This window comes from Shewanella sp. K8, assembly GCF_028823715.1.
Taxonomy (GTDB): domain Bacteria; phylum Pseudomonadota; class Gammaproteobacteria; order Enterobacterales; family Shewanellaceae; genus Shewanella; species Shewanella algae.
In genome coordinates this window covers 1-23,570 of record NZ_JAPEHY010000010.1, presented here as the reverse complement: position 1 = coordinate 23,570, position 23,570 = coordinate 1, and the positions used below count along the sequence as shown (strand labels likewise).

Here is a 23,570-nt window from a genome sequence, read left to right as displayed (position 1 = left end):
GGGCGAAGGGTGTCGGTGCTGGTGCGAGTAAAGGGGTCAGGCACAGGACCTGACTCAGTTTTCAATACTCGGCTTTGGGGTAGAGTTCTTGAGTGACCAGAGCCAGCAACTGCTTTCTCTGTTGCTCGGAGTAGCGGCGGTAGCTGGGGGCTTTTTCCACCAAGGAGTAGCTTGGCAGCGAAAATGCCCGGTGGAGTTTGGCCACCTCGGTTTCGGGCAGATGTTGCACCCGCAAACCCGGCATGCCCTTGATAAGCGCCATTTCGTTGGGAGTGCTGAAGGCTACACTGCCCATGGTAAGCAGGTGAGCGTGCCATTCTTCCCTGTCGTGTACGGCATGTACCTGGGATAGGGGTATGCCTTCTTGCTGACAGAAGAGCTCCATGGGATCCATGCGTTCGTTGAAGCCCTTGATGGTCAAGTAAACGAAGGTGTATTGGCTGATATCTTCGAGGGTGATGGCCGGCGATCTTTGCCACAGGGGATGATCTTCTCGGCTGACCACACATACGCCCATGGTCTGCCCAAGTGAACTCAGAATGAGATCCAACTGCTCAGGGTGTTCGAGACAGATCCCCAAATCCAGTTGTCCACGGTGAATCTTCTCTGCCGAGTCGTCCTGCCAGGGGTAGAGCCTGACCTGACCCAACTGCTGTTGAATGTTTTTCAGCCCCAATTTCATCGCCAGTGCGGAAAGCAGTCCATGCGCCACGGCAATATGGATACAGATGTCGTTCGAGGGCTGACGGCTCTGATGAACCTGTTGCTCCAGCCGATGCACTGAGTGAATGAAATCACAGACGGGCTGATACAGGCTTTCGGCCAGTGGGGTGGGCTTGAGTTTTTGCTGGCGGCGATAGAAAAGCTCGTCATCAAAGGCCAGCCTGAGCGCGGCCAAACAGCGACTGACCTTGGGGGCGGAAACCGCCAAATCTCTTGCCGTACAGTTGGCATGCCCCGTCTCATAGATGTTCTTGAACACCATGAGAGTAAAGATATCCAATTCGCACAACTGCTTGAGTAATCGACTCGTCACTTACATCCATCCCGCGGCTTTATACCACTTAGGGGGTAGATGTTAGCTCTCCGAGCAGCGCATTACTGTGACAGAGCACCATTCTGTGCTGCTTTTGTATATTTTGTGAACAAAGTGTGATGGAGATCCTGTTGCAGGATCCCATACTTTAAACTCATTCCTGGGTTTGCAGCCTCAACTCGGTAGCCGTTTCGCTGTCATTACCCAGCTGTTTCAGCAGATTGACCTCTTCTTTGACTCTCATGCCGATAAATTGGCCACCTTCGAAGATCTCCATCGACTTACTGGCCACTTCACCTTCGACAGTCCCTGTGCCGCAGATGGTCAGTTTTTCACAGCAGAGCTTACCGCGAAACAGTCCGGAGACCTTGAGCTCCTGGCAGGTGAGTTCGCCATCAACTAAGCCGTTGGCTTCTATGGTCAGCTTGCTTTCGGCGTTGATTTTTCCATAAATGGCACCGCCAACCAGAGTCTCGCCATCGAAGTGACTCTCACCGGTGATTTTGCTGCCCTGGGCAATATATGTGAGCCCCGTCGTTTTTTTGCTTTTACCAAACATAATGCTTTTTAAGAGTTTTTTCTCAGGGAAGGCCCGATGTTACCCGTTATTGAAAAAGAACAAAACCACTAAAATTTGGCGCTGTGGGAGTCAGATTTTTGGCTCCCGGATGGGAGTCAGGCGGGGTCTGGCTCTACCAGCTTGATGGCAGAGGCGGGGCAGGGGGCAACGCAGGCGCCGCAGCCGCTGCAGCGCTCGGCATCCAGTACAGGTAGAGCGGTAGCCCCTAAAAGGGGCGGAAAGCGGATCGCCCGCTCGTCGCAGGCATCCTTGCAGCTTTGGCAGACAATACCCTGGCGGGCGAGGCAGTTGTCGGCAAATTGGGCTATAAGCCGCCAAGGCGCTTCGCTAAGAGGCCTGAATGCCGGCTCTGCACAGCTGGTGACACAGGCTTGGCAAAAGCTGCATTCGGCGCGCTGGAAGTTAAGCTCCGGAAAGCCGCCATCCCCCTTAATAAGCACTTGGGTCTCGCAGGCATCCACACAGGCGCCGCAGCGAGTACAGGCATCGATAAATTCCGCTTCCGGTTTACTCCAGGGCGGCCTGACCACATTACTCTTGCGGCGACTGAACAGATGTCTGCGGGATAGATCCATGACTAACCCTTGTAACCGTTAGGATTGTTGGATTGCCAGTTCCAGCTGGAGTCGGCCATATCCTGCAGGCTGTGCTCAGCCTGCCAGCCCAGCTCTTTGGTGGCATGGGTAGGGTCGGCATAACAGGCGGCGATATCGCCGGGACGACGTGGGGCAAACTCAAAGGGGATCGCCTTGTTGCAGGCTTTCTCAAAGGCTTTGACCATCTCAAGTACGCTATAGCCTTGGCCAGTTCCCAGATTATAGGTAACCAGACCCGGATTGGTGGCGAGTTTATCCAGTGCCTTGAGGTGGCCTATGGCCAGGTCAACTACATGGATATAGTCACGCACACCTGTGCCGTCTACCGTGGGGTAGTCATTGCCGAATACGCTGAGTTTATCGCGCTTGCCGACGGCAACCTGGGCGATAAAGGGCATCAGATTGTTGGGGATATCGTTGGGATCTTCACCGATGCGGCCGCTCTTGTGGGCGCCGACCGGGTTGAAATAACGCAAGCGGGCGATGTTCCAGCTGGCATCGGCCGCGGCCAGGTCCGCCAGAATATGTTCCACCATCAACTTGGACTGACCATAAGGGTTGGTGGCGCCGGTGGGGAAGGCCTCGGTGATCGGCAGACTGGCGGGATCGCCGTAAACTGTGGCCGATGAGCTGAATACCAGGTTGCGAACGCCATATTCTTTCATCACCTGGCACAGAATAAGGGTGCCGGTGACATTATTTTCATAGTATCTCAGCGGCTGGGCGACGGATTCACCCACCGCCTTAAGGCCGGCGAAGTGAATAACGGCTTCGAAGCTGTGGTCACTGAAGACTTTCTGCAGGAATGCCTTGTTGAGAATATCGCCTTGATAAAAGAGCACGCTCTTGCCGCTGATCTCTTCGACTCTGGCCAAGGCTTCGACACTTGAATTGCTCAGGTTGTCTATCACCACAACCTCTTTGCCCGCGGCCAAGAGTTCAACCAGAGTGTGGGTGCCAATATAACCGGCTCCACCGGTGACCAAAATTGTCATGCTTTACTTCCTTTAACCAAATCGCCCAGATAGGCGGCAAATTCACGTCCAAGCTCGGGGTGGCGCAATGCATGTTCCACCGTTGCCTGCATATAACCCAACTTATTGCCACAGTCATGGCTCTTGCCACGCATGTAGTAAGCGTTGACCTGCTGGCTTTGCATCAACATGGCAATGGCATCCGTGAGCTGGATTTCATCACCGGCACCGGCCGGCGTCTTGCCAAGCAAGGGCCAAATGGCGGCAGGTAGCACATAGCGACCCACTACAGCCAAGTTAGAGGGGGCTTCGTCGACATCCGGTTTTTCAACCAGTTTGATAAGCGGCTGGGATTCGCCCGGCTTGAGATCGTGGCCGTTGACATCGGCTATTCCGTATTGGTCTACCTTCTCGTGAGGCACACCTTCCACCATGATCTGCCCGGTTCCTGTGCGGTCAAACAGGCTGACCATTTCGGCAAGATTATCGCGGGAAAGATCGCTGGCGGCATCGTCTATCAACACATCCGGCAGCAGCACGGCGAACGGCTCATCACCTACTACCGGACGGGCACAGAGAATGGCGTGTCCCAGCCCTTTGGCCTGAGCCTGGCGGACGCTGATGACAGTGACATTTTGCGGGCAGATGGACTGCACTTCATTGAGCAGTTGCCGCTTTACCCGGCGCTCAAGCTGGGCTTCCAGTTCAAAACTGGTATCGAAATGGTTTTCAATGGAGTTTTTACTGGCGTGGGTAACCAGCACGATTTCCTTGATGCCGGCGGCAATGGCTTCGCTGACAACATATTGGATCAAGGGTTTATCTACTACCGGCAGCATCTCTTTGGGAATGGCCTTGGTGGCCGGCAGCATTCGGGTGCCAAGACCCGCAACGGGGATTACCGCCTTGCGGATGGTGGTCGATTTTATCGGCATTCAGATACCTTGGGTGCTCGGGATAAATCAGCCCCTATTGTAATGCAGTGGCACCGAAAAGCCATTTGCAAAAAGGGCTAATTTCGCTGGGAATATGCAAAAAAGCCTGTTTGGAGCACAAAAATAAGCTTCTGAGTTCACAGAGTTAAACACCAATTTGTAACTCAATCTTTACAAATTTTCTTCACTGGTCGCCGGAAATAAAGTGTGACCTGGTTAACAAAAGTGCGGCCTTGAGTGAACATGAAATCAGAAACGATTCAGGCAGTGAGTATGGACTATGAGTAAAGCAACTCAATATGTGGCCCGTCACCCGGGCAGTGATGGCCGAATAGATTACCCGCAGGACGAGCACGCCATCTGGCAGGAGCTGTATGCCCGTCAGGAACACAACTTGCCGGGACGTGCCTGTGACGAATACATGCAGGGACTCAAGGCGTTGGACTTGCCCAAAGACAGGATCCCGCAACTGGGTGAGCTGGATGCCGTGTTGCAGGACACCACGGGCTGGAAGACGGCGGCGGTGCCGGCGCTTATCTCATTCGGGCGCTTCTTTGAACTCCTGGCCAACAAGGAGTTTCCGGTGGCAACTTTTATCCGCAGCAGGGAGGAGTTTGATTACCTGCAGGAGCCGGATATCTTCCATGAGATTTTTGGTCATTGCCCCTTGTTGACCAACCCGGCCTTTGCTCATTTCTCCCATATTTATGGTCAGCTGGGGCTTGATGCCAGCAAGGAAGACAGGGTCTTTTTGGCACGTCTCTACTGGTTTACCGTGGAGTTTGGTTTGCTGCGTACCCAGACTGACGGCCTGAGAATTTACGGTGGCGGCATTTTGAGCTCGCCGGGCGAGACGCTGTACGCCTTCAGCGACACACCGGAGCGCAGACCCTTTGAACTGCTGGATGTGTTGCGCACTCCCTATCGGATAGACATTATGCAGCCCATCTATTACGAGATAGAACATATTGATTTTCTGGATGAAATCGCCCGCATGGACATTATGAAGGCGATTACCCAAGCCAAACGACTGGGACTCTTTACCCCCAAATTTCAACCCAAAGCCAGCTGATACTGGCGGTAATGGCCTGCGTGCAAGCATGCTGGCCACTTTCAAGGAGATGTTATGACTGAACTGGCCAATATGAAGTGCGAAGCATGCCGCGCCGATGCTCCCAAGGTGACAGATGCCGAGCTTGCCGAGCTTATTAGGATGATCCCGGATTGGGGCGTACAGGTGCGCGATGGCATCATGCAGCTGGAGCGGGTTTACAAGTTTAAAAATTTCCGGCAGGCAATGGCCTTTAGCAATAAGCTGGCGGACTTGGCTGAAGAAGAGTTTCACCACCCGGGGATCCTGACCGAATGGGGCAAGGTGACTGTGACCTGGTGGTCGCATTCCATTAAGGGGTTGCACCGTAACGACTTTATCATGGCTGCCAAGACAGACCAGTTGCTGGATTAATCTTTTCCTAATATATTCAGTGTGTTGATTGTCTCTTCACACTGAATCCTTTCCCTTTGTTACAAATCCGCTGTAAAGCGAGCTTGCCACTTGTGTCAGAACCTTCTAACGTATAGGGCGCATTTTTACATCGCCTGCCGACCTCTTCATGCAGGCGATAATCCCAAAGAATCTGAATTATAAAAGGGAATGACAGTTATGCGCTTGGAAGTCAGTTGTCAGGATCGCGTTGGTTTAGCCAAGGATATTTTAATGGTGCTGGAGCGATACGGGATTAACCTTATCGCTATCGACGCCAGCAACAAGGGATTCTTATATTTGCAGTTTGCCGAGGTCGGCTTTGAGACCTTGAGTGAGTTGATGCCCCAAATCCGTAAGGTGGAAGGGGTGCACGACGTCAGAACAGTTTCCTTTATGCCCTCGGAGCAGGAGCATTACGCCCTCAAAACCCTATTGAAAACCCTGCCGGATGCCGTGTTTTCCCTCGACGGTAAGGGACGTATTCGTATCGTCAACGAGTCGGCCTTGCTTATTCTGGAAATGGCCGAACATGAAGTAATAGATGAATCCCTCAATCACTGGGTGCAAGGCTTCAATTTTGGTCGCTGGCTCAGTGAGCCCAAGGTGTTGGCGCAGGCTACCCGGGTTGCTATTGGCAGCAACGAGTATCTGGCCGAGATGCTGCCCATCTATCTGCCGGATGAAAACGACAAGAGTATTCTCGCCGGCGCCGTGGTGGCACTCAAGTCACCTGCGCGGGTGGGCAAACAGTTCAACGCGCTGCAGAGCCAGAGCAGTGGCTTTGATTCCGTGCTGGCCGTCAGCGACAAGATGAAAGAGGTACTCAAGCAGGCCAAGCGTATGGCACAGCTGGATGCGCCTTTGCTGATCACCGGGGAAACCGGCACAGGCAAAGAGTTGATGGCCAGGGCTTGTCACGATGCCAGCATGCGGCGGGAGAAACCCTTTATTGCCATCAACTGCGCCGCCATGCCCGACAGTGCCGCGGAAGAGGAGCTGTTTGGTTATGTCAGTAAGGGGGAAGTGGTTAAGCGGGGTTTCTTCGAAGAAGCCAAGGGCGGCACCGTTTTCCTCGATGAAATTGCCGAGATGTCCAAGGCCGCTCAGGTCAAATTGTTACGCTTGCTGCAGGATGGCAGTTTCCGCCGTATCGGCGGCGATGTAGAGGTGCGCGCCGATGTCCGTATCATCTGCTCGACCCAGAAGAATTTGGCTGAGTTGTGTCAGACAGGTGAGTTCCGTGAAGATCTCTACTACCGAATTCATGTACTGAGTTTCCATATGCCGGCGCTGCGTGAACGCAGGGTCGATATTATCCCGCTGACGGAAATGTTCCTTGAACACTACAGCCAGCAGCTTTCCAGCCCGGTGCGGCGGATCTCGGCGTCCTGCCGCGATCACCTTTTGACCTATGCCTGGCCCGGTAACGTGCGGCAACTGAAAAACGCCGTGTTCAGAGCGGTATCCATGTGGGACGGTTCGGCCGAATTGACCATAGAACAGTTGAAACTGCCTTCCTATGCCGAAGGTTTTGGCTATTTCGACAAGGAGTTTGAAGGCACCTTGGATCAGGCCATGAAACAGTTTGAAGCCGGTTTGCTGCGGCGTCTCTATCCGGCGTACCCCAGTACCCGCCAGTTGGCGAAAAAGTTGGGGGTATCCCACACCGCCATTGCCAATAAACTCAGGGAATATGAGATCAGCAAGAAGCGCTGAAGCCCTGTAAAGCGGATTTGCCGCCGGAACGGCTGAAATTTAGGCTATCTTTGAGCGCAAAGCCTTTGCCGGCGCTTGCTGATGGCAAGCGTCAGTGAAAGTTTACAAACTCGTTCCCGTGCGGGCTAAATGTGAAGTGAGTCACAGAGTTTTCATTGCCCGCGGCATGAGGTATTACTGGCGGGATAACAGAAACGGATTGAGCCGGGCACACAGCCTGATGAAAACCATTAATCCGGGCAGAGACAGGAAGGAGCAGGTATGAAATTAGCGACATATGACAATGGACGCCGCGATGGTCAACTCATGTTGGTCAGCCGGGATTTGAAGAAGACAGTGGCTGTCCCCGCCATAGCCCAGACCATGCAGCAATTGCTTGACAGTTGGTCACTGCTGGAACCTCAGCTCAGAGAGCTTTCCGATGCCCTGAATGCCGGCATGTTGGATAACACCCAGGACTTTGACGAGAGCCGTTGTTTGTCACCTTTTCCCCGCGCTTACCAGTGGGCCGACGGCAGCGCTTATGTCAATCATGTTGAGCTGGTACGCAAGGCCCGCGGTGCCGAAATGCCGGAGTCTTTCTGGACAGATCCCCTGGTGTATCAGGGCGGTTCAGACAGCTTTATCGCCCCCAGAGCTGATATCCCGCTGGCAAGCGAAGATTGGGGCATAGACTTCGAGTCGGAAATTGCCGTGGTTACAGATGATGTACCCATGGGCGTGAGTGCTGAAAACGCCGCCTCTCACATCAAGCTGTTGATGCTGGTTAACGATGTGTCGCTGCGTAACCTGATCCCGGCCGAGTTGGCCAAGGGCTTTGGCTTTTTCCAGTCCAAACCTTCCAGCAGTTTTTCGCCGGTGGCAATCACACCGGATGAGCTGGGGGATAAATGGCAGGATACCCGGGTTCACCTGCCGCTGATCACCCATCTGAACAACGAACTGTTCGGCAAGCCCAATGCCGGGGTGGATATGACCTTCAACTTTGCCGAGCTGATCGCCCATGTCACCAAAACCCGCCCCCTGGGCGCCGGTGCCATCATAGGTTCGGGCACCATTTCCAATTATGACAGAAGCGCAGGTTCCAGCTGTTTGGCCGAAAAGCGCATGCTGGAAGTGATTGCCGAGGGCAAGGCGGTGACGCCATTTATGGGCTTTGGAGACAGGGTCAGAATCGAAATGCTGGATGATGCCGGGCATAGCATCTTCGGCACGATAGATCAGCAGGTAGTTGAGTATATAGCCGAGTAAAATAACTCGATAACAAAACGGGGCTCTCAATAAAGATGAAGCCCCGTTGGTTTTTATACCGGCTTGGTATTGCCTTCGAATGTGTCAGCGTTAAGGCTTTGGATAAAGCGTCACCAAGGCGGAGTCGCAATCTAAGGTTAGCGAGCTTTGGGAGAACAACTTATGTTGAAATTATATGGTTACTGGCGCTCCAGCGCCGCTTATCGGGTGCGAATTGCGCTCAACCTCAAGGGGCTTTGCGCCGAGCAGCTCTCGGTTCATCTGGTGCGCAATGGCGGCGAGCAGCATCAGGCTGCTTTCAAGGCGCTTAACCCGCAGGAGTTGGTACCGGCTTTGGTGGTGACGGATGAAACCGACGAGCGCGCCGAGTTGGTGTTGTCCCAATCGCTGGCGATCATTGAATATTTGGATGAAGCCTTTGGCGGTGAGGCGCTGTTGCCGGGTGATATTGAGCAGCGGGCGCTGGTCAGGGCCATGGCGATGGGGATTGCCTGTGAGATCCATCCTTTGAACAACTTGCGGGTGTTGCAGTATCTGACCGGGACGCTCAAGTTGGATGACGCGGCCAAGAATGATTGGTATCGCCACTGGGTCGAACAGGGCTTTGGTGCATTGGAGCAACAGCTGCAGCAGTACTCGGGCCGGTATTGTTTCGGCGACCAGGTCAGCCTGGTGGATATCTGTCTGGTTCCCCAAGTTTATAATGCTAAGCGTTTTAATATCGATTTGTCTCCTTATCCCAATATATGTCGTATTAATGATGAGTGCCTGACTCTGCCGGCCTTTATTGATGCAGCACCTGAAAATCAACCAGATGCCCAGTAGTTTTATTATTTTATAGTCATCTATGCGGTGACTATAAAATAACCTTAAAAATACCCCGCGCTTGAAAAACCTCTCTTATAAAATGATACCTTTCTGTTAATAACAGGCTTTTGAAAATAAAATCTGCTCAGCAATTTGTAACTAATTATTTAAACAATATGCTGTTTTTATTACATTTGCGATCTGGCTTATATAGGAAATTGTTTTTAGATTTATAGGCTTACCATTTCTTTATTTAGTCTTTTATAAAATACCTCAAATAACGTATTTCGTATCATATGTAGGATTTTTCCTGCTTGTTGTTTTTCTCTTATTGAATTGGCTGTTACATGTGATACATATGTTAATGCTTGATTTTGACCAAGCTATAACAATAAAAAATACGCCATACCTATTAAACATTTGCTTCCGAAAACCTGTTTTCGGCGGTATGGCGTTTTATTATCAAAAGGAAAAGAAGTATGCATAAGTCGATTATTGCGCTGAGCATAGCCGCAGTCTTATTGGCGGGGTGTGGCAGTGACAACAAGAAGGCACCTGAGCCGGTTAATACAGCCCCTGAGAGTCAGGATGTGACCTATGACGTTCGTCAGTCGGTACGCCTGGAAGGTCAACTGGAAGGAAGAGATGCCGAAGGAGGGATAACCTTTTCGTTAGTGGATCCCGGCGAAGTCAAGTTAGGGACTTTGACCATCAATGATGCGGCCAAGGGTAGCTTCAGCTACCAGACCGATGCGTTGGAAGGCACAGAAGTCGTGCGCTTCAAAGTCAGTGACGGCAAGAGCGAGTCTGTCTCAACGCTGACATTGCGTATCGACGGTGGCGACCCTTTGTATCAGCATCAGTGGCACTTGAAAAACACAGGCCAAAATGCCTTTGCCAAGAATCGCGGTGTGGCCGGTGAAGACATGAATGTCAGTGATGCTATTGCCTCAGGTGTTACCGGTAAAGGCGTTATTGTTGCTGTGGTAGATGATGGTCTGGAGATTAGTCACCCGGATCTCAAGGCCAATGTTATTGAAGGCGGCTCCTATAACCTGATCACCGGCACTATCGATCCTACGCCATTTGCCGACAGTGCTTCGCACGGTACTTCTGTTGGTGGGATCATAGCCGCTGCCGGTTGGAATGGCCTTGGCGGCCGCGGTGTTGCCCCCGATGCCAACCTTATCGGCTTTAACTTCCTGGATAAGGATCCCAGCGGTAAGGTCAAGAGCGTACAAACCTTTGAGAACTTCGCCAAGTCCCACGGTGCCAGTGCTTACAGTGACAATGCCAGGGTGTTTAACCAGAGTTATGGACGTCAACCGCTGAAAGCCGACTCAATGAAAGAGAATGAGTATGAGGTTTATCAACAAGTTACCACTAAAAGCTTTGATGGTAGAGGTAGTATTTTTGTTAAATCGGCGGGTAATGGTTTTCGCTATAACTACTTAGGGCCCAATTCTTTGGGGATACCTCAATTCCTATTACCTGGAGATTTTTTTAGCGCTGAAGCGGAAAACAAGCCTGCAAATAAAGGGTTGCCTTACCACAACGCCAATATGTCTCCAAATAACACCAATCTTTATAATATGGTGATCAGTGCAGGAAGTGCAGATGGTAAACTCAGCAGTTACTCATCGGTGGGGGCAAATGTTTTTGTTAATGCTCCTGGTGGTGAATCTGGTGATGAAGACCCAGCGATAGTGACCACGGACAGAGCCGGCTGTGACAAGGGGAGTTCGGTGGCCGAAGAACGCCCAGGAACGCCTTTTGACGGCGGCCTACACCCACTCAATTTAGAGTGTGACTATCGCTCTACCATGAACGGAACTTCGGCAGCGGCGCCAAATGCCAGTGGTGCAGTCGCCATGATTATGAGTGCCAACCCATCACTTTCATGGCGTGATATTAGGCATATTCTGGCATCAACATCTACTCAAGTAGATGCTGATATTGCCGCTATCAGAGTTCCACTGAACGATGCTGCTAATTCTCCAGTGTATGAAGCTGTGCCTGCTTGGTTTACTAATGCTGCAGGGTTCAATTTTCATGATTTTTATGGTTTCGGCCGTATCGATGTCAGTAAGGCTGTTGCCATGGCTAAGGACTACAAGGTGGAACTTGGCGAGTATCAGGTGAGTGATTGGCAAACTCATAAAGATCTGAATGAGGCTATTCCCGATGGATCTTTGAAAGGTGTCAGTGATGTCCAGAATTTTGGCTCGGACTGGGTGGTTGAAGGAGTTCAAATTACACTTTCGGCAGATCATAAACGTTTAGCAGATCTAGCTGTAGAATTGATTTCACCGTCAGGTACCCGCAGCGTCTTGATGACACCGTACAATGGCTTTATTAACGGTGTACTTGATAATGCTCCCGGATATGAAAATGCTCCCATGTTGTCCAATGCTTTCTATGGTGAGAGCGCCAAAGGAGATTGGACTCTGAGAGTTATCGACGTTAATAGCGGCGAGCTGGGATACATTTACCGGGTTGGAAGAACTAACGTTGAAGAAGAGCTAATGGATAATGAGGCCAATGGCATACTCAAATCTTGGTCTTTGCGTATTCACGGTCATCAGGCTGTCAAAGCATCATAAGGAGAATGGACATGAAAAGTATCACAATGACGGTTGCGGCATTACTCATTACAACCATGCCTCTTATATTGCATGCAGCTCCTTTACCTAAGGAGGGGTCTGCGTTGCAAAAGATGCTTCCTGCTAAGCCAAATAAGGATACCTTGTTGGTAAAATCCGGCGATAAGATTGTTATCGCAGATACGCTGATAAAAGATCAGCCTCTAGTTAATAGTGATGGCAAGGTTATCGCCATACCTACGGGAAAGCTGATTGTAAAATTGGCTGATGGCGTATCAGCTGCTGATTTTTCGCAAAGTTATAATCTACGTTTGGATTGGCAAAGCGATAATAATCTTACCTTGTTGGCTGTCCCAGAAGGTGTGGACCTGTTGAAGTTACTGGAGTCGTTGAAGCAACATCCTCAGGTTCTCAGAGCTGAATTGGACTTAGCGCAGGATTTTTATCAACCTTGGTAATCAAGTTCGATAAGAGTTTTCCTTGTTTGATAAACCGCTATGAATACTTATAGTGGTTTGAGTAGAAGAAGGGCAGAAGCTTTGGCTTCTGCCTTTTGAATTTTGTAATGGGTACTATACCCTACAAATTTCATTCATTTTCTCAAACAAGGGATTTGAACAGAGGTGAACCTCTTACTTATTGGCCAGCAAAAACTCCACAAAGGCCCGGTCGGCCTGGCTTACCGGGCGCTGTTTCTTCCAGGCAATATGCAGGTCGAGATGTACAGGAGGTGCGAAGGGCAGGGCTATGATGTCATCTCTTTCATTGACCACCATTTCCAACACACTGGTGACGGCAAACCCTTGACTTACAATCTGTTTTATCAGGTTGATTAGATTGGTTTCAAAGGCGATCCTAGGCTCGAGTTGCAGCTCTCTGGCTCGGCTCAGCATCCATTCACGATGAAAATAACCGGGTTTGAACATCACCAACTCATGGGCGAAAAACTGCTCCAGCGTTACGGCCTCGTTTGTGGCCAAGGGGTGTTCAGGGCTTGAAGCTACCACCATCTGCTCTCTAATTAACAGACAGGACTCGAACTCAGGCTTGAGGTCCTGGGCCGTGATAATCGCTATATCCACCTCTTCCTGCTCCAGCATCCTCAGGGCATCGCGGGTGCCTCCCTCAAACAGAGACAGCTTCAAATCAGGATACTGATGGCGAAAGGCCATCACCCGTGACGGCAGGTAGAAAGAGCCCAACATACCGGGCACGGCAATTCGCACTTCGCCCTTGGCCAGCTCGGCCATGGCCCGGATATGGGCCTCTGCCTGACTCAGCTGTTTGAGGATCAATACCGCATGTTGATGCAGCGCCAGCCCTTCGGCAGTGAGGCGAATGCCGCTTTCCTGGCGGCTGCCACTACGGTCGACCAGAGTGACGCCGAGAGATTGCTCCAGCCGCTTGATACTCTGACTGAGGGCGGGTTGGGCCAAATTCAGCTTCTCTGCTGCTCGGGTAAAACTGCCGTACTTAACCAGGTTATCCAGGTGTTTTAGTTGTCGGATGTCCACGTCTCGCCTTACTCTTGCGGATAATCTTGAGGAAGTTTTTCAAGCATAACAAAAATTGATGAAATCGATATTATTTATCTATTATTGTTATGCATTGCCCGGTGCTAACCTTGTTGTGGTGAATCCTTTGCTAATTTAAGAGGTCGGAGTGACTAAGGTCGAAGCCGTTGGCCGGCATGCGCGTGATACCCGTTTGATTTGGGCACTGTGCGTGGCATCAGTGGTGGTTTATATCAATCTGTATTTGATGCAGGGGATGCTGCCCTTGATTGCCGAGCATTTTCAGGTAACGGCAGCCAAGTCGACTCTGGTGCTTTCTGTCACCAGCTTTACGCTGGCGTTTTCCTTGCTTGGCTATGCCATAGTCTCGGACAGGATTGGCCGTCACAAGCCGATAGTTATCAGCCTCTGGGCCCTGGCGCTGTCCAATATCTTGTTGGTATTTGTTAAAGATTTCAATGCACTGGTGGCGGTAAGGTTGCTTCAGGGGATATTGCTGGCGGCTGTACCGGCCATCGCCATGGCTTATTTCAAGGAGCAACTCAGACCTGAGACCATGCTCAAGGCCGCGGCGGTTTACATTACCGCCAACAGTTTCGGTGGCATTATCGGTCGGCTGTTTGGCGGGCTGATGTCGCAACATCTATTATGGCAGGATGCCATGTGGCTGCTGCTGGCGGTGAGTCTGTTTGGGGTGGCACTGGTCAGCTATTTACTGCCCAATGCCGTCAGCGCCGCCAAGCGAGAACGGCTGCCGAAACAGTGGCGTTTCTGGCGCGGTGGCAGTGAAGACTTACGGGGCTTTGTGCATCACCTCAAGGATAGTCAGATGCGACTGGCTTACCTTATCGGTGGGCTGGCATTTATGATGATGGTCAACCAGTACAGCTTTATTCAGTTGCACTTGATGGCACCGCCTTATGATTGGAGCCGGTTTGAGGCGACACTGATTTTCCTCTGCTACTCAAGCGGCACACTGGCGTCTTATTACACCGCCAGGTGGATCGCCCGCCATGGGCAGTTGCCTCTGTTCAGAATTTCCTTGCTGCTGATGTTGTGCGGCAGTCTGCTGACTCTGCTGGATACCCAGGTGTGGATCTGCGTAGGCTTTTTGCTCACCTCCTGCGGTTTCTTTATTACCCACAGTTGCTGTAACTCCTTTGTGGCCATGCGCGCCAGAAGCCACAGGGCCAAGGCCACTTCATTATATCTGTGCTGCTATTACCTTGGCGCCGCAATGGGAGGCCCTTTTTTGATGCTGTTCTGGCAGCGAGGCGAGTGGCAGGGCGTGGTGATGGGATCCATGGTTTTGCTGTTTTTGACTTCGCTGGCGGTTTGGCGCCTTGGCTGGCGGCAAAAACAGCCGCTCAGCCAGGAGATGGATACGCCTCAGGGGGCATCGTTGAGGTAATCTTTACGCTCAAGACCATATTTGCGCATCTTGTCGTAGAGGGTCTTGCGCGGTAGCTCCAACTGTTCCATGGTCAGCTTGATGGAGCCCTTGTTGTGCGCCAGGGCTTCTTCAATCAGCAGTCTTTCGAAAAACTCCACCCTTTGAGTCAGTGACATGCCGCTTTGCAGGCTGTCACTGCTGCCTATGGCGCCGGCAAAGGCTGCCTCGGCGCCAAGCAGAACATAACGTTCCGCCAGATTTCTCAATTCGCGCACATTGCCGGGCCATTCATGGGTACTGAGACGGGCCTGCTGCTCACCGCCAAGGGCAATCAGCGCCTTGTGGTAGCGGGCCGAAGCAATACGGGCAAAGTGCAGAAACAGCAAGGGAATATCTTCCCGTCGCTCCCTCAGCGGCGGAATGGCCACAGTCACCAGATTGAGACGATAGAAGAGATCTTCGCGAAAGCTGCCCTGGCGGCAGAGTTCTTTGAGGTCGACCTTGGTTGCGGCAATCACCCTGATATCCAGCGCTATGGATTTATTGGAGCCAAGACGCTCGACTCTCCTGTCTTCCAGTACACGCAGCAGCTTGACCTGCAATGCCATAGGTGTGCTTTCAATTTCATCGAGGAACAGGGTACCGCCGTTGGCGTACTCAAACTTGCCAATCCGGGTCTTGTCGGCGCCGGTAAAGGCTCCTGCTTCTGCACCGAACAGCTCACTCTCTATGATGTTTTCCGGGATAGCGCCACAGTTGATGGCGACAAAGTTGGCGCCGTGTCTGGGGCTGTGATCGTGCAGGTAACGGGCAACCAACTCTTTGCCGGTGCCGGTTTCACCCTCGATCAGGATATCGGCCGGAGTATCCAGCACCTGGTGGATGAGATGGCGCATCTGACGGATACCCGGACTGTTGCCGAGGATCCTTGGGCCTGGCAGGCTCTGGGATTCCAGCTCCTGCTTGAGCTTGCGGTTCTCCAGCGTCAGGCTGCGCTTGTCCAGTGCCCGCTTGACGACATCCAGAATATGCTCGTTGTTGAAGGGTTTTTCCAGAAAGTCATAGGCACCCTGTTTAACGGCGCTGACCGCCATGGCGATATCGCCAAAGCCGGTGATCAGTATCACCGGCAGATCGGCATCCAGCTGTTTGATTTGCTGCATGACACTGATGCCGTCCATGCCGGGCATGTTGACATCGGTAATGACCACTCCCATCCAGTTGCGGCTGAGGTGGCGCAAGATCTCTTTCGGTTGGGTCGATGCCTTGGCACTGATGCCTTCGAGTTCAAATAATTGGCTCAGCACTGTGCCTATATGGGGTTCGTCGTCCAGGATCAGGACTGTGTATTCTTGTTCGCTCATTGGGTTTCCTCGCCGCGGTACAGAGGCAACAGGATCTGAAATACAGCGCCACCTTCGGCGGCGTTGGCGACGCTGATGGAGCCCTGCATGGACTCGACAATTCGGCGGGAGATGGAGAGTCCCAGACCCAATCCCTGTCGTTGGCTGGTGGTAAAATAGGGTTCGAAAATTTTCTCCATCTGGCTTTCGTTGACGCCTGGGCCGGAATCCTGAATACGGATACACAGCATCTCTTCTACGCTGATGCTGATGGTCAACAAACGCTCATCGACTCGTTGCATGGCCACTATGGCGTTGCTGATAAGGTTCACCAGTACCTGTTGCAGGCGTATTTTATCGCCGTAGAAGCACCAGGGCTTACCCGGGAGCTGCAGTTCGAGCCGGACCCCCTGTTTGTCGATTTCCGGATGCACTATGGTCAGCGCCTCCTGCACGGTTTCATTGATACTGGTGGGCTTGTCCTGGCCCTGGCTCTTGCGGGTGAAGCTCTTGAACTGGGCAACTATTTCCGCCAAGCGGTCGGTCAGGCTGATGATGGTGACCAGGTTTTCCTGTGCCTTGTCATGCATGCCCCGACCAAGAAAGGTTTGAGTGTTTTGGGCATAACTGCGCAGCGCCGCCAATGGTTGATTGATTTCATGGTTGATGCTGGCAGACAGACTGCCGATGACAGTCAGCTTGGCGGCCTGGATCAGTTCATCCTGGGTTTGTTTCAGTTGGGTGTTGGCATCTTCCAGCTCCCGGGTACGTTCTTTGACCCTATGTTCCAGCTGGCTCTGGGCCTGGCGCATGCGTCTTAGGTTACGGCGCCGCTCGATACTGAACAGCAGCCCCAATGCCAGCAATAGAAAGATACTGGCGGACAGCAGCATCACAGGGGGCAGTGAACGATACAAAGGTGCAACAGGTGTCAGCACATGCACATACCAGCCTACCTTGGTCATTTCATTGCGGGTATCCAGGTATTGGGCCCGGCCCTGATCGTTTTCTATCCGATATAGTGCCCTGTGGGCGGGTGTTTCCTGCCGGTAGGGCGGATCTATCCTGAGTTCCTGCAGCTTACGGTCGGCATAACGGCGGCTAAGGGTTATCTGTTGCAACCTTTCCGCAGCCAGGGGTTGCAGTGACCTCAGACGCCAATTGGCAATACTGGCCAGAAAGATGACTTCATCCTCACCGCTGATGGCCAGTTCATACTGGCCCGCCTTGGCTAGCCCCGTCATCTGCTCTTCAATATCGGCAATATCGACCTTGACCACTATGACACCGAGTACTTTACCCTGATCGTAAATCGGGTAGGAGAAATAAAACCCCCTGGTGTTGGACGAGGTGCCGACGGCGTAATAGCTGCCCAGCCTGCCGGCTATGGCTTCTGTGTAGTAGGGACGAAAGGCATAATTCTGACCGATAAACGAATAGGCTTGCTGCCAGTTACTGGCGGCAATAGCATCCCCTTGGCTATTGAGCAGATAGATATCAGAGGCTTCGGTGACATGCTGTATCTCTTCAAAGTATTTGTTGATTTTGCTGATTTCGCTCTTGTCTGCGCTACTCTTGATTACCCGGGCCAGCATGGGGTTGGTGGACAGCACATGGGGAATACTCTCATAGCGAATGAGTGCGCCTTCAATAAAGCTTATGACTTCGCTGAGCTGTTTGTCTGCCAGGGCCTGGTATTGGGTGAATCCCTTATCCAGATGGTACCAGTAGGTCAGTTTGAGGGTAATAAACAGACCCGTCACCAGCATGGTGGTGATAAGCAGGCGCTTTCGGGTCTTGTTGTTGAGCGGCATCTTATTGTCCCGGCGTTATTCGGTGTAGTTCCGGCGTAAGAAATCGGCGAGTCTTAGACTCGCCGATAGCCCTGATGATTTCAAGGATTAAAAGCCCCGCAACGAATCCAGATACTCAGGCAGGAACAGGGACACTTCAGGAACATAGGTGATCAGAATAAGGAACCCCAATAGCAGCAGCAGCCAAGGCAGGCAAGCGTGGATTACCCAACCTATGCTCTTGCCTGTGATCCCCGAGGTCACAAACAGATTAAGCCCCACCGGCGGCGTCAGCATTCCTATCTCCATATTGACTACCATGATGATCCCAAGGTGAATGGGGTCGATTCCCAACTGGGTGGCGATGGGAAAGAGGATTGGCGCCATAATAAGCAAAATGGCTGATGGCTCCATAAAGTTACCTGCGGCCAGCAACAACAGGTTGACTATGATGAGAAAGCCCCAGGCAGGCAGGCCCATGCCGACTATGTTTTCGGCAATCATGTGAGGGATCCGCTCTGTGGTCAATACATGGGCGAACAGCATGGCGTTGCCTATGATAAACAGCAGCATGATGCTGACTTTGGCGCCATCCCTGACGACGGCGCGTATCTCTCTGTCGGCAGGTGTCTTGAGTAACCCCAGTAAGCTGTATCCCAGATTGCGGCCTATGGCTTTGACTATAGGCTCACCAGGATTGCGCCAGGCGACATTTTTCAGTGGCCCGATATCGCGATAGCCGAAGACGGCAATGAAATAGGCATAGATACAGGCGACCGCCGAGGCTTCCGTGGGGCTGGCGACCCCGCCGTAAATGGAACCCAGCACTATGACAATCAGCATCAGGCCACCCAGCGCCTTGGCCGTTGAGATAGAGAGCTTGCGAATGCCGGGGAAGGGCAGGGAAGGTAATCCCTTGATACGGGCCACTATATAGATGGCCAGCATGATTAGCATCCCCGCCAGTAACCCAGGGATCAGCCCGGCCATAAACATCCGCGCCGCGGACACTTCGGTGGCTGCCGAATAAACCAGCATCACAATCGATGGTGGGATCAGTATTCCCAGGGTACCTGAGGTGGTAATAACCCCGGCGGCAAATTTTTCCGGATATCCGGCGCGGATCATGCCGACGATAACTATGGAGCCGATAGCCGCTACTGTGGCCGGAGAAGAGCCGGAGACGGCGGCAAACAGCATACAGGCCATGACCGAGGCCATGGCCAAACCGCCGCGGATATGGCCGACACTGTCCATGGCGAAGTCGATGATCCGCCTGGCGACGCCGCCGGTGGAGAGAAAGGCCGAGGAAAGAATAAAGAAAGGGATCGCCAGCAAAGTGTAGTGCTCTGAAGTGGACTCATAGAGTTTCAGGGCCACAGAGGCCAGCGAATCGTTGGAAAACAGTAAAATAGTCAGCATGCTGGAGAAACCCAGTGCAATGGCAATGGGCATGCCGAGCAGCATACAAACAAATAAGACGATAAAGAGGGTAGCTATTGTCATGGCGTTATCTACTCATGCTTGGAGTTGTTTTTGTCTTCGCCGGCTTCGTTTTCGTCTGCCAGGTGCATGCTTTCCTTGGCTTCATCGTGGAAGCTGAATCCTTGTGAGCGGTTGGTCAGAATGGCAAAAAACAGTTCAATGAAACGCCAGGTCAACATGGCAAAACCGATAATCAGAATGCTTTGGGAGATCCACAGCGGTACTGCCGGATCTTCCACATCTATGCGCAAGGTTTCCCAGGCAAAGTCGGGGTCCAGTTTGGCAACCAGGGCATGGGGGAAGTCGATATCTTCCATGGGTATCCCAATCTGATACATCTGGCTGAGATAATCCCAGCTGCCTTTAAGGAACAGGCCGCAATAGATCAAACAGATGACAGCAGCCAGCATGGCGGCGTATTTGCGGCCTGTCCTGGGAAGCTTTTTGACGAAGGCATCGACACCTATATGGGCACCGACTTTAACGCCGTATGACATGCCAAAGAGGACAAACCAACCACAGAGGGTCAAGGTCAGCTCCTGCATCCAGAGAAACCCTGTATTGAAAAAGAAGCGGGCAACGACTTCGACAAAGACAAGTACCGTCATCAGGGTGATCAATAAGTTGAGAAAGCCTTCCTCAAAGTAGCCCAAGGCGCGTGAAATCATATTGCTCTCCGCAGAAATTGCGGGGGCCGGAGCCCCCATACTGACTTACTGGTTGGCGGCCACGGCGGCATCTATCACGTCTTTGCCGATTTGGTCTTCAAATTTGGCCCATACCGGCTTCATTGCATCAACCCAGGCCTGGCGTTGCTCTGGGGTGAGCTCAACTACCAAAGAGCGTTTGGAGTCGATGATCAACTGGCGGTCCTGGTCATTCTTGTCACCGGCAATCTTGTTGCCATAGGCAATGGCTTCATCGAGCGCTTCTTTGATGATTTTCCGCTTATCGCCGGGCAGACTCTTCCAGAACGTGTTGGAGGTCACCACCATGTAGTCGAGCACACCATGGTTACTTTCGGTGATATGGCTCTGCACCTCGAAGAATTTTTTGGAGTAGATATTGGACCAGGTGTTTTCCTGACCATCTATGGCGCGGGTTTGCAACAAGGTGAACACCTCGGAGAAGGGCTTTTTCACTGCAGTTGCATCAACGGCGGCAAACTGGGCCGCCAGAACGTCAGAGGCCATAACCCGGAATTTTTTGCCGCTGGCGTCCTTGGGCAAAAGCAGCGGCTCATTGGCAGAGAACTGCTTCATACCATTGTGCAGATAACCGAGGCCAACAACGCCTTTTCGCTTCATGGAGTTCAGCAGCTTTTGCCCGGCTTCACTCTGCTGGAACTTGTCGACAGCGGCCATGTCTTTGAACAAAAACGGCAGATCGAACAGCTGTAGTTTTTTGGTGTAACGCTCGAACTTGGAAAGTGATGGCGCAACCAACTGCACATCGTTGAGCAGCAGCGCGGCCAGTTCATTGTTGTCTCCGAAGAGTTGTGAATTGGGGAACACACTGACCTGATATTCACCCGGCAGGCGTTCTTCGACCAAGGCCTTGAACTTCAGCGCCATCTGGCCCTTGGGGGTGTTTTCTGCCACAACGTGGGAAAACTTAATCTCTACCGGTTCTGCCAGAACCGAGAAGCTCGCCAATGCGCCGGCCAAAGCCGTCACTTGGGCAAGGGTTTTCAGTGGCTGGGTAAAGAGTTTGGATGGATTGAATGCACTCATGATGTGTCCTTTTTATATGCTCTTGAGTTATTGAAAAATACGTACCCCAAAGTGCGTATCTCCAGCGGGAATACAGCCGACTTTCCCTAAGGTCTGTATTGGGTAAGGCAAGTAGTGCGCCAACTTGATTACTTTTTTGTAACTCATTGGTTGCTAAAGTGTAGTTTATTTGATGTTTGTCACGTCTTTTTGCTGTTTGGGTGAGATCTTGCTCACATTGCTGTCGATTATGGGTGGAAAACCGCCTATTGCGACTTTGATTTACTTGGGGGGATCTATGCGCTTGAGCACGGCGTCACTGGGCAGTAGCTCCAGATGCCCCTGCTCGTCAAAGTACCAGCCGGTAATAAAGCCCTTCTGACGCATAGTCACCAGGTTATGCATCACTTCTCTGGCTTCTTTTTGCGCCGTTTGCTCGTCATAGTCGTTGGTGTGCTTCAAATAGGCCGCAATGCTGGCGAGGGAAGCCGATTGACTGATTCCTGTCATAGCCTCTGTTCCACAAAAAAGATGCTTTCCTGAAGCGTAGTTGAAAATTTAGCCAGCGTGAAAGAAGCGCTAGTATTACAGCCTGGGGCGCTATCCGGGTGTGTCTTACTCAGAATATGGCTCGGCAGGGCAATCCAGAGCCGCAATATCTATCTTGTGACTGTCGGCCAGAGCTCTTTTCCCTTGTAGGGTTAGGCTGCTAGAATATGCGCACTTTTCATTTGCCTGCCTGGCAGGCGTTTATTCTTAAGGTTAGTGTTCAATTATGACCACCAAGACGCGTTTTGCTCCCAGCCCTACCGGCTTTCTTCATGTGGGCGGTGCCCGTACGGCTCTATACTCCTGGTTGCACGCTCGTGCCAATAATGGCGAGTTTGTGCTGCGTATCGAAGATACGGATCTTGAGCGTTCTACTCAGGAGGCGGTTGATGCCATTCTGGAAGGGATGGAATGGTTGGGCCTGAATTGGGACGAAGGTCCTTACTATCAGACCAAACGCTTCGAACGATACAACGAGATCATCGCTCAGATGTTAAAAGAGGGCACGGCTTACAAGTGTTATTGCTCTCGTGAGCGCATTGAAGCTCTGCGTGAAGAGCAGGCCGCCAAGGGTGAACGCCAGAAGTATGATGGCTGCTGCCGTGATGCCGCTCCCCGTGATACAGATGAACCTTATGTAGTGCGTTTCAAAAACCCACAGGAAGGCAGCGTGGTTTTTGATGATCATGTTCGCGGCCGGATTGAAATTGCCAACGAAGAACTGGATGACCTAATCATTGCCCGCAGCGACGGTACTCCTACTTATAACTTCTGTGTGGTGGTTGATGACTGGGATATGGGTATCACTTGCGTGGTTCGCGGTGAAGACCATATCAATAACACCCCAAGACAGATCAACATTCTCAAGGCCCTGGGTGCACCTGTCCCTGAGTATGCCCACGTATCCATGATCCTGGGTGACGATGGTGCCAAGCTTTCCAAGCGTCACGGCGCAGTGAGCGTAATGCAGTATCGTGATGACGGTTATCTGCCGGAAGCATTGCTGAATTACCTGGTGCGTTTGGGCTGGTCTCATGGCGATCAGGAGATCTTCTCTCTGGAGGAGATGAAGCAGTTCTTCAAATTGGACGATATCAACAAGGCGGCTTCGGCATTCAATACCGAAAAGCTGATTTGGTTGAACCAGCACTATATGAAGTCGCTGGATCCAGAATATGTGGCCGGTTTCCTCGAATGGCACATGCGTGATCAGCAGATAGATACCAGTAATGGCCCGGCACTGACTGAAATCGTTACTGCATTGGCAGAGCGTAGCAAGACACTCAAAGAGATGGCTACCTCCAGCCGTTACTTCTATGAAGACTTCGAGGCGTTTGATGAAGCACAGGCCAAGAAGCACTTGCGTGGGGTAGCATTGGAACCCTTGCAACTGGTGCAGCAGAAGTTGGCAGCTTTGCCTGAGTGGACCGTGGAAGCGATTCACAATGCCATTGAGTCAACTGCGGCCGAACTGGAGGTAGGAATGGGTAAAGTCGGCATGCCTTTGCGGGTTGCCGTGACAGGTGCGGGCCAATCTCCTGCTCTGGATTTAACCTTATTTCTCATTGGGAAAGCTCGTTGCGAGCAAAGAATCTCCAAAGCGGTTGAATTTGTAGCAGCCAGAATAAATTCCTAAAAAAGGCGTTGACACATTTGGGTGTGCTGCATAGAATGCGCCTCGCAGTTGAGACACAGGGCAGCAAGTTGCTGGCAGTACACTCAAATGTAATGAGAGATAGCTTGGGGCTATAGCTCAGCTGGGAGAGCGCTTGCATGGCATGCAAGAGGTCGACGGTT

Annotated in this window: 21 protein-coding genes; 9 read left to right on the top strand and 12 right to left on the bottom strand. The window is 51.9% G+C overall.

The window, feature by feature from the left end; all coding sequences use genetic code 11:
* Positions 1–61: 61 nt before the first annotated feature.
* The 5 genes from ON072_RS07420 to galU form a co-directional block, all read right to left on the bottom strand.
* Positions 62–1,036 carry a LysR family transcriptional regulator gene (locus ON072_RS07420; protein WP_045282639.1) on the bottom strand — a complete coding sequence of 325 codons (975 nt, stop codon included), beginning with the start codon at positions 1,034–1,036 and terminating at the stop codon, positions 62–64.
* Between the two features lie 154 nt (positions 1,037–1,190).
* Positions 1,191–1,595, bottom strand: coding sequence for a bactofilin family protein (locus tag ON072_RS07415; protein WP_025010908.1), 405 nt, complete (start codon positions 1,593–1,595; stop codon positions 1,191–1,193).
* A 116-nt stretch (positions 1,596–1,711) separates the two neighbouring features.
* On the bottom strand, positions 1,712–2,191 hold the full coding sequence (gene napF, locus ON072_RS07410; protein WP_144380239.1) for a ferredoxin-type protein NapF: 480 nt from the start codon (positions 2,189–2,191) through the stop codon (positions 1,712–1,714).
* Between the two features lie 2 nt (positions 2,192–2,193).
* The gene (gene galE / locus ON072_RS07405; protein WP_093982646.1) at positions 2,194–3,207 is read right to left on the bottom strand and encodes a UDP-glucose 4-epimerase GalE; all 1,014 of its coding nucleotides are present in this window, start codon (positions 3,205–3,207) and stop codon (positions 2,194–2,196) included.
* Positions 3,204–4,115: a UTP--glucose-1-phosphate uridylyltransferase GalU gene (galU, locus tag ON072_RS07400; RefSeq protein ID WP_025010905.1), complete on the bottom strand. Its 912-nt coding sequence runs from the start codon at positions 4,113–4,115 to the stop codon at positions 3,204–3,206. Before galU ends, galE begins: the two co-directional genes overlap by 4 nt.
* Positions 4,116–4,401: 286 nt before the next feature.
* On the opposite strand from galU, the gene phhA reads away from it, so the two are divergent.
* The 7 genes from phhA to ON072_RS07365 all read left to right on the top strand — a co-directional run bounded on the left by phhA (position 4,402) and on the right by ON072_RS07365 (position 12,442).
* Positions 4,402–5,193, top strand: a complete 792-nt coding sequence (gene phhA, locus ON072_RS07395; RefSeq protein ID WP_025888339.1) for a phenylalanine 4-monooxygenase — start codon at positions 4,402–4,404, stop codon at positions 5,191–5,193.
* 54 nt (positions 5,194–5,247) lie between these two features.
* Positions 5,248–5,586, top strand: a complete 339-nt coding sequence (locus ON072_RS07390) for a 4a-hydroxytetrahydrobiopterin dehydratase (RefSeq protein ID WP_025010903.1) — start codon at positions 5,248–5,250, stop codon at positions 5,584–5,586.
* A gap of 198 nt (positions 5,587–5,784) precedes the next feature.
* Positions 5,785–7,323, top strand: a complete 1,539-nt coding sequence (gene tyrR / locus ON072_RS07385; RefSeq protein ID WP_025010902.1) for a transcriptional regulator TyrR — start codon at positions 5,785–5,787, stop codon at positions 7,321–7,323.
* Positions 7,324–7,584: 261 nt separating this feature from the next.
* Positions 7,585–8,574: a fumarylacetoacetate hydrolase family protein gene (locus tag ON072_RS07380; RefSeq protein ID WP_025010901.1), complete on the top strand. Its 990-nt coding sequence runs from the start codon at positions 7,585–7,587 to the stop codon at positions 8,572–8,574.
* Positions 8,575–8,739: 165 nt separating this feature from the next.
* Positions 8,740–9,399, top strand: a complete 660-nt coding sequence (maiA, locus tag ON072_RS07375; RefSeq protein WP_025010900.1) for a maleylacetoacetate isomerase — start codon at positions 8,740–8,742, stop codon at positions 9,397–9,399.
* Between the two features lie 461 nt (positions 9,400–9,860).
* Complete coding sequence (locus ON072_RS07370; protein WP_274626009.1) at positions 9,861–11,984, top strand: S8 family peptidase; 2,124 nt, start codon at positions 9,861–9,863, stop codon at positions 11,982–11,984.
* An 11-nt stretch (positions 11,985–11,995) separates the two neighbouring features.
* Positions 11,996–12,442, top strand: coding sequence for a hypothetical protein (locus ON072_RS07365; RefSeq protein WP_052658087.1), 447 nt, complete (start codon positions 11,996–11,998; stop codon positions 12,440–12,442).
* 174 nt (positions 12,443–12,616) lie between these two features.
* On the opposite strand, the gene ON072_RS07360 is transcribed toward ON072_RS07365, so the two are convergent.
* A complete protein-coding gene (locus tag ON072_RS07360) occupies positions 12,617–13,498 on the bottom strand; it encodes a LysR family transcriptional regulator (protein WP_028781271.1) in 882 nt (293 codons plus the stop codon).
* Positions 13,499–13,646: 148 nt separating this feature from the next.
* Here ON072_RS07360 and ON072_RS07355 point away from each other — a divergent pair, with 148 nt between their 5' ends.
* On the top strand, positions 13,647–14,909 hold the full coding sequence (locus ON072_RS07355) for an MFS transporter (protein ID WP_261752989.1): 1,263 nt from the start codon (positions 13,647–13,649) through the stop codon (positions 14,907–14,909).
* Here ON072_RS07355 and ON072_RS07350 read toward each other — a convergent pair.
* The 6 genes from ON072_RS07350 to ON072_RS07325 form a co-directional block, all read right to left on the bottom strand.
* Positions 14,888–16,255 (bottom strand): sigma-54-dependent transcriptional regulator, encoded by a 1,368-nt coding sequence (locus tag ON072_RS07350; RefSeq protein WP_096142300.1) that lies wholly within the window; start codon positions 16,253–16,255, stop codon positions 14,888–14,890. The two genes, ON072_RS07355 and ON072_RS07350, sit on opposite strands and share 22 nt — an antisense overlap.
* On the bottom strand, positions 16,252–18,048 hold the full coding sequence (locus tag ON072_RS07345) for a sensor histidine kinase (RefSeq protein ID WP_208157174.1): 1,797 nt from the start codon (positions 18,046–18,048) through the stop codon (positions 16,252–16,254). Before ON072_RS07345 ends, ON072_RS07350 begins: the two co-directional genes overlap by 4 nt.
* 87 nt (positions 18,049–18,135) lie before the next feature.
* Positions 18,136–19,533 carry a TRAP transporter large permease gene (locus ON072_RS07340; protein WP_025890112.1) on the bottom strand — a complete coding sequence of 466 codons (1,398 nt, stop codon included), beginning with the start codon at positions 19,531–19,533 and terminating at the stop codon, positions 18,136–18,138.
* 8 nt (positions 19,534–19,541) lie between these two features.
* The gene (locus ON072_RS07335) at positions 19,542–20,180 is read right to left on the bottom strand and encodes a TRAP transporter small permease (RefSeq protein ID WP_025012078.1); all 639 of its coding nucleotides are present in this window, start codon (positions 20,178–20,180) and stop codon (positions 19,542–19,544) included.
* Positions 20,181–20,225: 45 nt separating this feature from the next.
* A complete protein-coding gene (locus tag ON072_RS07330; protein ID WP_025890111.1) occupies positions 20,226–21,245 on the bottom strand; it encodes a TRAP transporter substrate-binding protein in 1,020 nt (339 codons plus the stop codon).
* 261 nt (positions 21,246–21,506) lie between these two features.
* Complete coding sequence (locus ON072_RS07325) at positions 21,507–21,734, bottom strand: hypothetical protein (protein ID WP_025890110.1); 228 nt, start codon at positions 21,732–21,734, stop codon at positions 21,507–21,509.
* Between the two features lie 265 nt (positions 21,735–21,999).
* Here ON072_RS07325 and gltX point away from each other — a divergent pair, with 265 nt between their 5' ends.
* Positions 22,000–23,409, top strand: coding sequence for a glutamate--tRNA ligase (gltX, locus tag ON072_RS07320; RefSeq protein ID WP_045282644.1), 1,410 nt, complete (start codon positions 22,000–22,002; stop codon positions 23,407–23,409).
* Positions 23,410–23,570: the final 161 nt, after the last annotated feature.

Bases quoted from the DNA above. Each gene is read 5' to 3' on its own strand.
- ON072_RS07415 (WP_025010908.1), bottom strand. From the start codon at position 1,595: ATGTTTGGTAAAAGCAAAAAAACGACGGGGCTCACATATATTGCCCAG.
- napF (WP_144380239.1), bottom strand. From the start codon at position 2,191: ATGGATCTATCCCGCAGACATCTGTTCAGTCGCCGCAAGAGTAATGTG.
- galE (WP_093982646.1), bottom strand. From the start codon at position 3,207: ATGACAATTTTGGTCACCGGTGGAGCCGGTTATATTGGCACCCACACT.
- phhA (WP_025888339.1), top strand. From the start codon at position 4,402: ATGAGTAAAGCAACTCAATATGTGGCCCGTCACCCGGGCAGTGATGGC.
- ON072_RS07390 (WP_025010903.1), top strand. From the start codon at position 5,248: ATGACTGAACTGGCCAATATGAAGTGCGAAGCATGCCGCGCCGATGCT.
- tyrR (WP_025010902.1), top strand. From the start codon at position 5,785: ATGCGCTTGGAAGTCAGTTGTCAGGATCGCGTTGGTTTAGCCAAGGAT.
- ON072_RS07380 (WP_025010901.1), top strand. From the start codon at position 7,585: ATGAAATTAGCGACATATGACAATGGACGCCGCGATGGTCAACTCATG.
- ON072_RS07370 (WP_274626009.1), top strand. From the start codon at position 9,861: ATGCATAAGTCGATTATTGCGCTGAGCATAGCCGCAGTCTTATTGGCG.
- ON072_RS07365 (WP_052658087.1), top strand. From the start codon at position 11,996: ATGAAAAGTATCACAATGACGGTTGCGGCATTACTCATTACAACCATG.
- ON072_RS07350 (WP_096142300.1), bottom strand. From the start codon at position 16,255: ATGAGCGAACAAGAATACACAGTCCTGATCCTGGACGACGAACCCCAT.
- ON072_RS07345 (WP_208157174.1), bottom strand. From the start codon at position 18,048: ATGCCGCTCAACAACAAGACCCGAAAGCGCCTGCTTATCACCACCATG.
- ON072_RS07340 (WP_025890112.1), bottom strand. From the start codon at position 19,533: ATGACAATAGCTACCCTCTTTATCGTCTTATTTGTTTGTATGCTGCTC.
- ON072_RS07335 (WP_025012078.1), bottom strand. From the start codon at position 20,180: ATGATTTCACGCGCCTTGGGCTACTTTGAGGAAGGCTTTCTCAACTTA.
- ON072_RS07330 (WP_025890111.1), bottom strand. From the start codon at position 21,245: ATGAGTGCATTCAATCCATCCAAACTCTTTACCCAGCCACTGAAAACC.
- ON072_RS07325 (WP_025890110.1), bottom strand. From the start codon at position 21,734: ATGACAGGAATCAGTCAATCGGCTTCCCTCGCCAGCATTGCGGCCTAT.
- gltX (WP_045282644.1), top strand. From the start codon at position 22,000: ATGACCACCAAGACGCGTTTTGCTCCCAGCCCTACCGGCTTTCTTCAT.